The sequence below is a fragment of the Streptoverticillium olivoreticuli subsp. olivoreticuli genome, assembly GCF_003391135.1.
GTDB lineage: Bacteria > Actinomycetota > Actinomycetes > Streptomycetales > Streptomycetaceae > Streptomyces > Streptomyces blastmyceticus.
Genome location: NZ_CP031455.1, coordinates 2,444,389 through 2,456,761, shown reverse-complemented (window position 1 = coordinate 2,456,761; position 12,373 = coordinate 2,444,389). Strand labels below are relative to the sequence as shown.

The 12,373-nt window shown below is 69.5% G+C and carries 11 protein-coding genes; 8 read left to right on the top strand and 3 right to left on the bottom strand.

The features are described 5' to 3' along the window. Positions 1–116 precede the first annotated feature (116 nt). Positions 117–2,498 (top strand): putative bifunctional diguanylate cyclase/phosphodiesterase, encoded by a 2,382-nt coding sequence (locus DXZ73_RS10135; protein WP_240351290.1) that lies wholly within the window; start codon positions 117–119, stop codon positions 2,496–2,498. A 100-nt stretch (positions 2,499–2,598) separates the two neighbouring features. Here DXZ73_RS10135 and DXZ73_RS10130 read toward each other — a convergent pair whose 3' ends face one another. Beyond that, on the bottom strand, positions 2,599–2,985 hold the full coding sequence (locus DXZ73_RS10130) for a DUF779 domain-containing protein (RefSeq protein ID WP_116210679.1): 387 nt from the start codon (positions 2,983–2,985) through the stop codon (positions 2,599–2,601). Positions 2,986–3,182: 197 nt separating this feature from the next. Here DXZ73_RS10130 and DXZ73_RS10125 point away from each other — a divergent pair, with 197 nt between their 5' ends. Next, the gene (locus DXZ73_RS10125; protein ID WP_116210678.1) at positions 3,183–3,845 is read left to right on the top strand and encodes a GGDEF domain-containing protein; all 663 of its coding nucleotides are present in this window, start codon (positions 3,183–3,185) and stop codon (positions 3,843–3,845) included. Positions 3,846–3,901: 56 nt separating this feature from the next. Here the strand turns inward: DXZ73_RS10125 and DXZ73_RS10120 are convergent, their stop codons facing one another. Continuing rightward, a complete protein-coding gene (locus tag DXZ73_RS10120) occupies positions 3,902–4,711 on the bottom strand; it encodes a Crp/Fnr family transcriptional regulator (RefSeq protein ID WP_162890138.1) in 810 nt (269 codons plus the stop codon). Next, entirely contained in the window at positions 4,708–4,944 is a 237-nt protein-coding gene (locus DXZ73_RS10115) for a hypothetical protein (protein WP_162890137.1), read from the bottom strand. The genes DXZ73_RS10120 and DXZ73_RS10115 overlap by 4 nt, the downstream gene beginning before the upstream one ends. A 768-nt stretch (positions 4,945–5,712) precedes the next feature. On the opposite strand from DXZ73_RS10115, the gene DXZ73_RS10110 reads away from it, so the two are divergent. From DXZ73_RS10110 to DXZ73_RS10085, 6 genes are all read left to right on the top strand, one after another. After that, on the top strand, positions 5,713–6,081 hold the full coding sequence (locus DXZ73_RS10110) for a hypothetical protein (RefSeq protein ID WP_116210675.1): 369 nt from the start codon (positions 5,713–5,715) through the stop codon (positions 6,079–6,081). A gap of 184 nt (positions 6,082–6,265) precedes the next feature. Further along, complete coding sequence (locus tag DXZ73_RS10105) at positions 6,266–7,558, top strand: B12-binding domain-containing radical SAM protein (RefSeq protein ID WP_116210674.1); 1,293 nt, start codon at positions 6,266–6,268, stop codon at positions 7,556–7,558. After that, on the top strand, positions 7,555–9,081 hold the full coding sequence (locus tag DXZ73_RS10100; protein ID WP_116210673.1) for a B12-binding domain-containing radical SAM protein: 1,527 nt from the start codon (positions 7,555–7,557) through the stop codon (positions 9,079–9,081). Before DXZ73_RS10105 ends, DXZ73_RS10100 begins: the two co-directional genes overlap by 4 nt. After that, a complete protein-coding gene (locus DXZ73_RS10095; RefSeq protein WP_116210672.1) occupies positions 9,078–10,778 on the top strand; it encodes an AMP-binding protein in 1,701 nt (566 codons plus the stop codon). Before DXZ73_RS10100 ends, DXZ73_RS10095 begins: the two co-directional genes overlap by 4 nt. A gap of 12 nt (positions 10,779–10,790) precedes the next feature. Continuing rightward, positions 10,791–11,066, top strand: a complete 276-nt coding sequence (locus DXZ73_RS10090) for an acyl carrier protein (protein WP_116210671.1) — start codon at positions 10,791–10,793, stop codon at positions 11,064–11,066. Positions 11,067–11,079: 13 nt separating this feature from the next. Next, entirely contained in the window at positions 11,080–12,345 is a 1,266-nt protein-coding gene (locus DXZ73_RS10085; protein ID WP_162890136.1) for a beta-ketoacyl-[acyl-carrier-protein] synthase family protein, read from the top strand. Positions 12,346–12,373 lie beyond the last annotated feature (28 nt).

Genomic DNA, 12,373 nt, shown 5'->3' with positions numbered 1-12,373 from the left:
CGGCCCTGGACGCCGCGGACGGCAGGGCCGCGGGGTTCTGCGTACGCGACGGCCGGGCACCGGACTGCCCCCCGCAGGATGGCCACTTGGGGGCCGGTCGAACGGAAGGCGACCGGATGGGGACCGAGGACCCCTGCTGCGAGGAGGGCCTCACGGAGCCGGGGGAGCCGTACGGCTTCCACGCCCGGGGGCGCAACACCCACGCGTACCGCGAGCGGCATCCGGAACCGGACACCGGCCCGGCCGCGGAACCGGAACGCGCACCGGACGGCTGGGCCGGCGGCCACCGGGGCATCGGCATCCAGGGCCCCGACGGCCGGGCCCTCGGGATCCTCGGCCCTCCCGTCCGCGACGGCGGCATCGCCCGTGACGACAGCCTCAGGCGCTTCGCCGCGATCTGGAGCCGGACGATCTATCCGGCGACGGCCACCCACCTGACCCGCGCCGAGTTCGAGGACCGCCTCGTCCCTCTCGCCGGACGGCTCGGCGCCGCCCTGCGCACCCGCCCGTTCGACCCCGCACCCGCCGCCGAGGTCGGCGCCGCGCTCGTGGGCGCCCACTGCACCGAGCCCGAGGCCCTGCCGCTGATCCTCGGCGCCATCGACTCCTACCTCCTCGTCTACTGCCCGCCCGGCGGCGGCCTCTCCGACACCGAGGCCCGCGCCCGGTGCGCCCGCCTCCAGCACTCCCTCGCCGCCGGCTTCGCCGACGCCCTGCGCGAGCGCACCCTGGCCGAGCAGGAAGCCCTCTCCCGCGCCGCGCTGGCCGCGCAGGCCGAGACGGAGAGGGCCCTGCACACCAGCGAGGCCCGGTTCCGCGCGGTGTTCGAGGGCGCCGCCATCGGCGTCGGCATCGCGGACGTCGACGGCCGCATCATGGACGTCAACGACGCCCTCACCCGGATGTTCGGCGGCATGGCCCACGACGTGATGGGCCGGAACGTCGGCGAGATGGTCCACCCCGACGACTCACCCGACGTCTGGGGCCTCTACAAAGAGCTGATCAGCGGCGAACGCGACTACTACCGCGTCGAGAAGCCGTACTACCGCGGCGACGGCAGCGTGCTGTGGACCGACCTGTCCGTGGCCCTCCTCCGCGATGCCCACGGCCGGCCCCAGTACCAGCTCGCGCTCATGGAGGACATCACCGAGCGCAGGCTCCTCCACGAGCGGCTGCGCTACGAGGCCACCCACGACGCCCTCACCGGCCTGCCCAACCGCACCCTGTTCTTCGAGAGCATCGACCGCGCGCTTAGCCCGGCCGGGGACGACGGCGCACCCGCCCGCTTCGGCCTCTGCTACCTCGACCTCGACGGCTTCAAGGCCGTCAACGACAGCCTCGGCCACGCCGTCGGCGACGAGCTCCTCGTCGCCGTCGCCGAACGCCTGCGCGCCTGCGCCACCGGCCCCGCCGAACTCGTCGCCCGCCTCGGCGGCGACGAGTTCGTGGCCCTCCTCACCGGCCCGTCCGCGCAGGCCGACGCCATCGCCCTGGCCCGCCGCATGCTGACCGCGCTCTCCCGCCCCATCCGGCTCGACGGCCGCGACCTGTCCGTACGGGCCAGCATCGGCATCGTCGAAGGCGCCGCCGGCGAGCTGGGCGCGGCGGAGGTGCTGCGCAGCGCCGACATCACGATGTACCGCGCCAAGGCCGCGGGCGGCAACCGCTACGAACTCGCCGACGCGGACTCCGACGCCCGGGTCATCGCCCGGCACAGCCTCACCAACGGGCTGCCCGCGGCGCTCGACAACAGCGAGTTCTTCATCGAGTACCAGCCGCTCGTCGGCCTCGCCGACGGGGCGGTGCGCGGCGCGGAGGCGCTCGTGCGCTGGCTGCACCCCGTCCACGGCGTGCTCGGCCCCGACCAGTTCATCCCGCTCGCGGAGAGCACCGGCCTGATCGTGCCGCTCGGCCGCTGGGTCCTGGAGGAGTCCCTGCGGCAGGCGCGGGCCTGGTGGCAGGAGGGCTCCGGCCAGGCGCCCATGCGCGTCAACGTCAACCTCTCGCCGTCCCAGCTGCGTTACCCCTCCCTGGTCGCCGACACCGTCGCCGTCCTGGAGAACGCGGGCCTCGACCCGTCCGCGCTCTGCCTGGAGGTCACCGAGAACGCCCTGATCGGCGCCGACGAGGAAGAGCTGCGCCCGCTGCGCCAACTCGCCGACATGGGCGTGGACATCGCGCTCGACGACTTCGGCACCGGCTACTCCAACCTCTCCTACCTGCGCCGACTGCCCGTCAGCACGCTCAAGCTGGACCGCTCCTTCACCCGCGGCATGCAGCACTCGCCCGCGGACCCGGTCGACGTGAAGATCGTCGAGGGAATCGTCTCCCTCGCCCACACCCTCGACCTGTCGGTCACGGTTGAGGGCGTCGAGACCGGCACCCAGGCCGAACACCTGCGGATCCTGGGCTGCGACACCGCGCAGGGCTGGTACTACGCGCGGCCCGGCCCGCCGGAGCGCCTGCGCATGCTGTCGCTGGTGGACGCGGCGTCCTGAGGGCGCTGCCGCCGATCGCCGGGCGGGCCGGGGCACGCGGCCGGTCCGCGCCGCCGGGCCCGCCCGGCGGCCGGTTCCCCGCGGACCGGTCAGGCCGCCTTCAGCCCCGGCCGAACGCCCCCGCCTCCGCGTCCGTCAACAGTCGCGACCGCACCAGGAACCGCACGCCCTCCGGCGCCTCCAGCGAGAACCCGCTGCCCCGCCCCGGCACCACGTCCACCGTCAGATGCGTGTGCCGCCACCGCTCGAACTGGTCCGCCGACATCCAGAACCCGATCCGCTCCGCCACCCCCTCCACCGCGAGCGAGGCCAGCAGCACATCGGAGGCGCCCGTACGGAACTCGCCGTACGGATAGCACATCGGCGAACTGCCGTCGCAACAGCCGCCGGACTGATGGAACATCAGCGGCCCGTGCGCCTCCCGGAGCCGGCGGATCAGCTCGGCGGCGGCAGCGGTGAGCGCGACACGGGAGAGGTCCTTGTCCATTCGCACAGCCTGCACCGGAACGGGCGCCGCCCGCCAGACGCGGTGGCTCCCGCATGCGAACGTCCCCGGGCGGGAGCGGAGTTTGCACCGATCGAGCGGAAAGGGGGGATCTCCAGCATGACCGGACCACCCACCGGCCCGCACGCGCCGAGTCCGCGAAGCCGTGGCGGGCCAGCTCTCTGTTCGGAAGGTGCTCGATGAACCTCCTCGTCCAGGCCTTGCCCATAGCCGCGCCGACCGTCGGCTGGGCAGCACACGCGATCGTCCTCGTCCGCCGCCTCCGCACCGCCCGCACCGACCCCCTCACCGGCCTCATGTGCCGCGATGAGTTCACCTCCCGGGCACGGCGGGCCGTCAAGCACCCGGACGCCGCCGTGCTGCTCCTCGACCTCAACGGCTTCAAGCAGATCAACGACACCCACGGCCACGCCGTGGGCGACCGGGTCATCGCCGCGGTCGGACGGCGGCTCGACGCGTGGTGCCGGGAACGGGGCGGGTTCGCGGCGCGGCTGGGCGGCGACGAGTACACCGCCGTGGTCCGTCTCGCACCGGACGCCGACCTGGACGGCGAGCTGACGTACGGCCTCTCGGCCCGGCTCTCCGCACCGCTCGACACCGGTGCCGTCACCCTCTCGCCCCGCGCGTCGATCGGCCTGTGCCGCGTCGGCCGTCGGCCCGGTGCCGGGCTGTCGGACCTGCTGCGCGGCGCGGACGAGGCGATGTACACGGCGAAGCGCCTCGGCCTGCACTGGCGTCCGGCCGGCCCGGTCGACGTCTACCCCACCGCCAACGGCCGCCGCGCGGGCCGCCCGGGCACGCATCTGACCCTGCTCCCCACCACCCGAAGGAGGGCCTCGTAGCTCCCCCGGGCGGCTTCGCGCGGGGCCCGCTCCCTGTTCCCGTCGGCCGGGACGGCCTACAGCTCCGGCAGTTCGGGCAAGGGGGACGGCGGTGGTGGCGGGCCCTTTCCCGCTTTGGCCTTCGACGTCAGCTTTCCCTCGGCGAGGGATCTCAGCACGTCGACGTGCTTGACCGCGTAATGGCGGTGCCCGGTCGTCAGAATTCCCATCATGCGCATTTCCGCCATGACGTTCTCGATGGTCGCCCGGCCGAGCATCAGGGCCTCACCGAGTTCCGCCTGGGTCGGTCCCGATACCTCGACCGAGGAATCGGGCAGCAGCCGGGAACTCGTGCCGGACGTCCGGTGCAGTTCCAGCAACAGGGTGCAGACGCGCTGAATGGGCGAGTGCCGGGAGTTGGCGTACACCCGGTCATTCGTCTCCAGGCGTTCGGCGATACTCGCGGCCACGCCTTTCATGATGGAGATGTCGCTCTCGGCGAGCATGCGCATCCGGGACATCGCGCAGGACAGGGTCCAGGTGGTCGTCAGGCATTCGGCCGCCGCCGGATCCGCCGCCTCGTTGACGATCTCCACGTCCCCGAGCAGGGAGTCGGCCCCGCGGAAACGCAAGGTGGCGGACCCCGCGGACGTGGTCCGTTCCGCCACACAGCCGGACAGGACGAAATGCACTTCGCCCGCCCCCGGGGCGACTCCGCGCAGCCGGTCCCCCTTTCCGTACTGCCTGCTGACCAGGTGGTCGCCGAGAGCGTCCCGTACGGGCCCGGGCAGGGAGGTGAAGAAGCGGACGGAGCGCGCCCGTTCGGCCTGCCGTATCACCCGCTCGTTGAGCGTCGCCATCCAGTCCGGAGGAAGTCGACGGCTCAACGCCCCACCCCTGACGCCGGGGACACCGGCCTCGGCGGTGGCGCCGAGGGCATCGTGTGGAGCTCGTCGACCAGCGGCACCATCGCGCCGACCAGGGTGGCCAGCGCGACGATCGTCGCCGCTATTCGCATCGGCTGTCCGGCCAGGCGTTTGATCGCGTAGACCACGACGAACGCAATGATCGCAAAGATCGTCACCGCTGCGACAAGGAATGCGGCGTTTCCGCTGTCCACCGTTGATCTCCACTTCTCCGTGAAGTGACTTGGCAGGTCCAGTTCACCTTTGGCCGTTGGTCCGGACCGGCGCCCGTGGTGAGCGAGCGCCCCGAACGAGCGAACTCGGGTAGCCCAGAAGCGTATCCGACAGAGCGGGTACCCGCGCGCTTCGTCCCTGCATGTAGGGACCCACTCTTGACAGCCCGGACCATGGTGGGAATACGGGTACCGCCAGGCGGATCGGCCAGGTGGGTGCTGAATTCGTGTGCTAGGATCCGCGCCCCGACTTCCCTGTGTGCAGGGAATATCGAGGCCCTCGGCGGCGTGCGTCCGTATCCCCGCGCCATATTCCCCGACATCAGGGAAAACGCCGTCAGTTCGAGTTAAGGTCCCTGAGGGTAGGGAATCCTGTGCGGGACTATCGCGTTAGCCAGTCACCGGCCACTGGCTGGACAGAGCGCTGTCGTTGACCCTGGCAGGTCCAGCGCAGCACGGGCGGTCCCCCGGGGGTGGTGCCCCGGGGGACCGGCCTCTCCCCATCCCGCGATGCGGGCCCACTCGCGCGCGACCGGCGGCAGGGCCGGTATGCGATCACGAAGGCGCCGGGACCGCGGCGGCGGCCCCGCGCACCGTCAACTCATCGGCCTCGGAACAGCACATGCCGCCCGGACATCGACCCCTCGGTGGATCTTTAGGCCGGAAAGTCGCTATCCGAGGTTGATCATCTACCCGTAGGAATGGCTCTCGGCCCGACCGGCCGTCCGCGATCAAAAGGAGCCATCACCCATGACCCGCCTCCGCACCACGTGCATGACCCTCGCCGGCGCCGCGGCGATGTTCGCCCTGACCGCCGCGCCCGCCCACGCCGCCCCCGGTGACGTCACCACCTCCTGTGCGAACACGCTCACCCCGACCGGCTTCGTCGACGTCAGCTGGGGCTACAGCAGCAACTGCGGCACACAGAGCTTCAGTCCGAACATCAAGCAGATAAAGCAGCTCACCGGCCTGCCCGTCGGCACCGTGGTCCAGGCCTGCGCCTCCACCTACCAGCCCGCGGGCTGGGTCCAGACCGGTTCGTACTACAGCAGCAGCTGCGTCTACTCCTCGAACCCCAGCTTCAACAACAACGCCTGGCAGCTGAAGCGCGTCTCCTGACCCAGGGCATGTCATGACCCGCCGCCTCATGGGCGAGGCGGCGGGTTGACGCAAAAGATGAGGGGCTGCCGGGGCCGAAAGATGGGACCCTTCCAGGACCGAAGCGCTCACCAGTACGGTCACCGCGCGGCCGCGCGGGACCGGTGTTCGCGGATCGGGACCGGTGACGTGGAGGGGGACGGCGATGAAGAAGGTGCTCCTGACAACTGCTCCCATAGAGGCGTTGGTCGAGCCGAATGGAATCGGCGGGAACTGGTACGACCGGACCGACACATACATGGCCTGGACGTGTGCGGTGGACCTCGAGGACCGGCTGTCCGTCACATGTCCGCCGACGGGTCTCCGCTTCCTCAAGCACAATGTGCCGGACGTCGAGATCCTTGAATATCCGACCTGGCAGGAATATCTCACCGCGCTGAATTCCGAGACGTGGGACATGGTGGGCATCAGCTTCTACACCTGGTCCACGCCGGTCGCCGTCGAGATGGCCGAAGCCGCGCGGGAGGCCGGCGTGCCGGAGATCTGGGGCGGAAACTACGGCGTCCTCACGCCCGGCATCGATCGTCACTTCACCAAGCTGGTGAAAGGCGCGGGGGAGTCGCCGCTCCATCAGTACGTCTACGGCAAGCCGTTGGAGCGGGTGCGGCATCCGGCGATGCTGGGACAGAGCGGCTTCCGCGGCATCAGCTCGCCGGTCGGATATCTCTACTCCAAGCGTGGCTGCAACATCGGTTGCACTTTCTGTTCGACGCCGATCTTCAATCCCAAAGAAGAGGCCATCTTCATGGAGGACACGTACGCGGCGCTCGACGCGTACAGGGAGGCGAAGGTCGCGCACGTCATCATCTACGACGAGAGCTTCTTCCTCACCAATCAGCTGGCGGAGCAGGTCGTGGACGCCCTGGCGGAACGCGAGCTGCCATGGATCTGTCTGACCCGCGCCGATCTGATCCGGGGCCGGATCCCCGAACTCACCGACCGGTACATGGACGGCGCGATCGTCGGCATCGAGTCCTACCGCGACAAGAACGTCGCCGACGTGAAGAAGCGCGACGATGTCTACAACGTCAGGCAGACGGTGCAGGAGCTCATCACCCATGGCCGCCGGGCGCTCGGCACGTTCATGGTCGGGTTCGCCGAGGACAGCATCGAGGACATGCAGTTCGACATCGAGCAGCTCAACCAGGAAGGGCTGTTCGCCTGCCAGTTGACGCTGCTGACCCCGTTCCACGGCACCCGTCTCTACCGGCAGATGGAGCATCTGATCGACGAGCCGGATCTCAGCAAGCACGACCTGTACAACCTGGTGTGGAAGCACCCGAAGATGAACCGCGACGAAGCGCGCGACCTGCTCGCCTGGGCCCAGCGCCGGGTCAACGATCCGACCCGCATCGCCGTCAAGCTCAAGCAGGAGATGAAGGAGAAGGTGCGCAAGCAGCTCGCGCACCGGCACCACGAGGCGCAGGTCCAGTCATGAAGAGCCTCAACATCCTCTGCGTCCAGCTGGGGTTCCACGACGCCTATCCCGACGCGTCGACGCTGGCGACCACCTACAACGACGGCATCTACTACGTCGCCTCGTTCATCCAGCAGGAGTATCCGGACGCGCGGGTCGAGATGTGCCAGATGTTCTGGGGCGAGAAGCCCGAGGACTTCCCCCTCGCGAGCTACGACTACATCCTGATCTCGGCGCTCGCGACACACTTCTGGTCGAACATCGAGACGCTGGAGCTGATCCGGCGCGACAAGCGTCCGGGCTGTGTGGTGATCATGGGCGGGCCCCACGCCGCGTTCGCGCCCTACGAGGCCTTGCGCTACGCCGACTACGCGGTGATCGCCGAGGGGGAGATCCCGTCCGTCCAGCTGATCAGGGCGCTGGAGGCCGGCGACCCCCTCACCGACGTCGACAACCTGGCCTACATCGGTGCCCATGGCGAGCTGACGCTGAACAAGATCGCCCGCTACGGCAATATCGCCAACGCGATCAATCCGAAGTTCCTGGCGCGGGCGCCGAAGCTGCACTGGGCAACGGTCTCGATGTCGCGCGGCTGCCCGTTCGACTGCTCGTTCTGCTACGCGATCCGGCTGCTCGGACGGCGCTTCCGCACCAAGACCGCGGAAGACGTGCGCAGCGAGCTGGACGCCATCCATCGGCAGACCGGCTGCAACCGCTTCTACGTCACGGATCTGAACTTCACGACCCGCAAGGGATATTGCCGTGAGATCGCCGAGACGTTCCGCGACCGCGACTACAAATTCATCGCGATGAGCCGGGTCAACCACGCCGACGACATGGAGCTGGTCCTCGACCTCAAGCGGTCGGGATTCGAGGAATACTGCCTCGGGGTGGAGTCGGAGGACCCCAGTGTCCTGCAGGCGTTCAACAAGCGTGTCGACCCCTCAGAGCAGACCCGGCGCCTGTTGCGCTTCGCCGAGAACGACATAGCCATTCACTCCGCGATCATCTTCGGACTGGAGGTCCAGGACCGCCGGGCGATCGAGGCCACCGCGTATTGGTGTGCCGAGGCGCGGATCATGCACCCGGTCTTCGTATGCCTCGCCGAATACCCGTTCCAGGGCCTGCTCTACGGGGCCCGTCAGGACATCGAGGACCACCGGATCATCATGGAGGTGCCCACCTACCAGCATTACTCGTTCGTCGGCATCTTCCCGCGCCATATGCGCCCCAGTGAACTGCAGCGCGGCATTCTCGACAGCTACGGGATCTTCTTCAAGCGGGCATTCGAAATCGAGCAGCGGCCGCAACGGCGGGCGCGCCTCAAGTCGTACTCGCTCAGTGTCGATCGCGGCCGGGCCGGCATGGAGCACCACATCCGCTTCCTGGAGGAGCTCGAGAAGCCGTACTACACGGCGTCCGGGACGCTGAAGGAGGACTTGCTGAAGGCCGACTTCGACTCGCGGCACGGCGAGCTCCGTACCTGGCTGGAGCGGTCCTCCAAGCGCACCGATCTGCAGTTCGTGAAGGGGTACGCCCGATGACGGGAGGTCATCGACCGGAGACCGTCATCGACGCGCTGCTCGAAAGCGCCGACCGGACTCCGGACCGGTTGGCGTTCCGTGTGATCGAGAGATCCGGGGAGGAGTTCGCACTCGGCTGCGCGGACGTGTACCGCCTCGCCGGACAGGCCGTGGCCGGACTCGAAAGGCATGGAATCGAGGAAGGGGACCGCGTCGTCATCGTCCTGCCCACCTCGCGTGACTTCCTCTCGGTCTATCTCGGCTGTCTGTACGCCGGGGTCGTGCCGATCGTCGTGGCGGAGCCGATGGACGGCCGTATCGCGCACTACGCGGCAAACCTCCGAGGGCTGGCCGAGCACGCGCGGGCCAGGCGGGTCGTCGCGTCCCCGGAGTGGGAGAACGCGCTCGCGCCGGCGCTGCCGATCCCGGTCGTGACGCCGGACGCCCTTCGCGGCTCACCCCTCCACATGGGCCCGCCGCGCGCGACGCCGACGTCGCTCGCCCATCTTCAGGCGACCTCCGGCTCGACCGGCGCGCCGAAGCTGGCCGTGGTCCGGCACGGCAACATCGTCGCCAATGTCCGTGCGATCGCAGAGGCGATCCGGGGCAAAGCCGATGATTCGCTGGTGAGTTGGCTTCCGCTGTTCCACGACATGGGGCTCATCGGGATTTCCTACGCGCTCCACTCCCGCATCCCGATGGTGCTGGCGGACCCGGTCAACTTCCTGCGGAACCCGCTCTCGTGGCTGCAATGGATCAGCCGATACCGGGGCACTTTGTCGCCCGCGCCGAGCTCCGCGTTCCATATCTGCGCGCGAGTCGCGAAGCGACGCCCGCCGGACGATCTCGATCTGTCGTCCTGGCGTGTCGCGCTGTGCGGCGCGGAGCCGGTGCACGAGAGCACGATGCGAGAGTTCCAGGCGATTTTCGGCCGTTTCGGTCTGCCCGGAACGACGCTCAGGCCCGTGTACGGGCTCGCGGAGGCGACGCTCGCGGTCACCATCTCCGACGTCGGCCGGCCGTACTCGGTCGACCGGGTCGACACGGAGGCGATCGCGGCGAGGGGACGTGCAGAGCCCCGCCCGGCCGCGGATCCGCACACCACGAGCATGGTGTGCGTGGGCCGGGTGCTGCCCGGCCATCGTCTGCGGGTGGTCGACGCGGACGGGGCGCCCCTGCCCGACCGTGAGATCGGCGAGATAGAGGTGTCCGGACCCAGCGTGATCGACGGCTGCCTCGCGGCTCCGGGCGACGCGCGGGCGAGCGCGTCCGACGATCGGCTCGAGCGGACGGACGGCTGTCTGCGCACGGGCGACCTCGGATATCAGGTCGACGGAGAGCTGTATGTCACCGGCCGCCGCAAGGACATCGTGATCATCGCGGGCCGCAACTACATCCCCGACCAGCTGGAGACGTTCGTGGAGGCCGTCACGGAGAGCCCGCGTACCCCGGCGGTCGTCGCGGTCGGCATCCCCGACCCGACGCTGCGGACCGAGCAGCTCCACCTCCTGCTCGACGAGCGGCTCGCCGACGGCCGCGACCGACGGGAGGTCACCGGCCGGGTGAGCGACGCGCTCGCGGAGGCGTTCGGCATCGGCGGCGTCACCTTCCACTGGGTCGGCCGAGCCATGCTTCCCCGGACCACCAGCGGCAAGATCCAGCGCCATCTGTGCCGAAAGATGATCGAAGAACGGTTCACCGCGAGCACGAGCGATTGAGAGGTGCGCACGATGCATGACGAGAAGAGGGATCAGGAGCTGTTCGAGAAGATCGTCGGGCACATCGGCGAGTTCGTGGAAGCCGATGTCTCCCATCTCGCTCCGGATTCGCATCTCGCCACGTCCATCGAGGGGATGAGCTCGCTCAAGATGGTCGAGCTGCTTCTCTATATGGAGGACTGTTTCGGGTTGGAGTTCGACGGGTCCGTCATGGACAAGTTCGGGACGATGCGGGATCTCGTGACCTACATACGGGATCTGCAGGACGCACCCCAGCAGCCGGCGTGACGCGGTCCCGACAGTGCCACGACGCAGCGTAGTGGTGACCGGTATGGGGGTGGTCTGCCCGCTCGGCCCGACGGTCGACGACCTGTGGCAAGGCCTCGTCGGCGGCCGCTCGGGGATCGTCCCGCTGACGCGCTTCGACCCCGGCCGTTTCCGCAGCCGGTGTGCGGGCCAGATCGACGACGCCGTCGTGACGTTCCCGCCGGGCCCCTTCCAGTTCGAGATCAAGCGCATGAGCGCTTTCGTGCGCTACGCGCTGTTCGCCGCGGACCGGGCACTGGAGGACAGCTTTCCTCCGGCGGCGGAGGACGACCGGAACGCCGAGGAGGAGCCACCGAGTTGCCCACCGGGCGGGGCCGTCTTCCTCGGCGTGGCGATGGGCGGCCTGCCCAGCATCGAGGCCGGCGTGCTCAAGCAGGAGCAGCAGGGCGTGCGCAGGACCAGCCCCTTTCTGATCCCCTCCCTCATCCCGAACATGGCGGCGAGCGCGATCGCGCTGCGCCACGGGATCGAGGAGGAGCAGATGACGATCGCCGGCGCTTGCGCGAGCGGCACTCAGGCACTGGGCCAGGCGATGCGCGCGATCCGGTCCGGCGCCCGTACGTGGGCACTCGCCGGAGGGGTAGAGGCGGTGACCACTCCGATCACCTACTCCGGCTTCGAAGCGATGAGAGCTCTCAGCGGACGCGACGATCCGGCGAGCACACCCCGCCCGTTCGACCGCGAGCGGGACGGCATGGTCGTCGGCGAGGCGGCCGCCGTCTTCGTGCTGGAGGACCGTGCCCACGCCGAGGCGCGCGGCGCGGTGGTCCACGGCGAACTGACCGGCTTCGCCACGAACGGTGGTTGCGACGGCATCACCGCCATCTCGCCCCGCCACGTCGCGCGTTGCATGACCGGCGCACTCGCCGACGCCGCGGTGGGACCGGACGCGATCGACTGCGTCTTCGCGCACGCCTCCGGCATGATCCAGGGCGATGCCGCCGAACTCGAGGCACTGCGGTCCGTGACGGCGGACGCCCGCCGGAAGCCGATCGTCACCTCGCTCAAGGGGCACACAGGGCATACGTTCGCCGCGAGCGGCCCGATGAACCTCGTTGCCGCACTCATGGCGCTGCGCCACCAGACCGTGCCCCCTACCCTGAAGCTCGAAAAACCCGATCCCGCGTTCGCCGACATGGACATCGCCCGCGAAGCCCGCACCACCGAGGTGCGCCGTTGCCTGGTCAACGCCTCCGGCTTCGGCGGGATCAACGCCGGCCTGGTCGTGTCGCGCGCGTAGTCATGCCCTCGCATTCGGAAGGAGCACC

Coding starts and splice junctions, on each gene's coding strand:
- DXZ73_RS10135 (WP_240351290.1), top strand. CDS start 117: ATGGGGACCGAGGACCCCTGCTGCGAGGAGGGCCTCACGGAGCCGGGG.
- DXZ73_RS10130 (WP_116210679.1), bottom strand. CDS start 2,985: ATGGACAAGGACCTCTCCCGTGTCGCGCTCACCGCTGCCGCCGCCGAG.
- DXZ73_RS10125 (WP_116210678.1), top strand. CDS start 3,183: ATGAACCTCCTCGTCCAGGCCTTGCCCATAGCCGCGCCGACCGTCGGC.
- DXZ73_RS10110 (WP_116210675.1), top strand. CDS start 5,713: ATGACCCGCCTCCGCACCACGTGCATGACCCTCGCCGGCGCCGCGGCG.
- DXZ73_RS10105 (WP_116210674.1), top strand. CDS start 6,266: ATGAAGAAGGTGCTCCTGACAACTGCTCCCATAGAGGCGTTGGTCGAG.
- DXZ73_RS10100 (WP_116210673.1), top strand. CDS start 7,555: ATGAAGAGCCTCAACATCCTCTGCGTCCAGCTGGGGTTCCACGACGCC.
- DXZ73_RS10095 (WP_116210672.1), top strand. CDS start 9,078: ATGACGGGAGGTCATCGACCGGAGACCGTCATCGACGCGCTGCTCGAA.
- DXZ73_RS10090 (WP_116210671.1), top strand. CDS start 10,791: ATGCATGACGAGAAGAGGGATCAGGAGCTGTTCGAGAAGATCGTCGGG.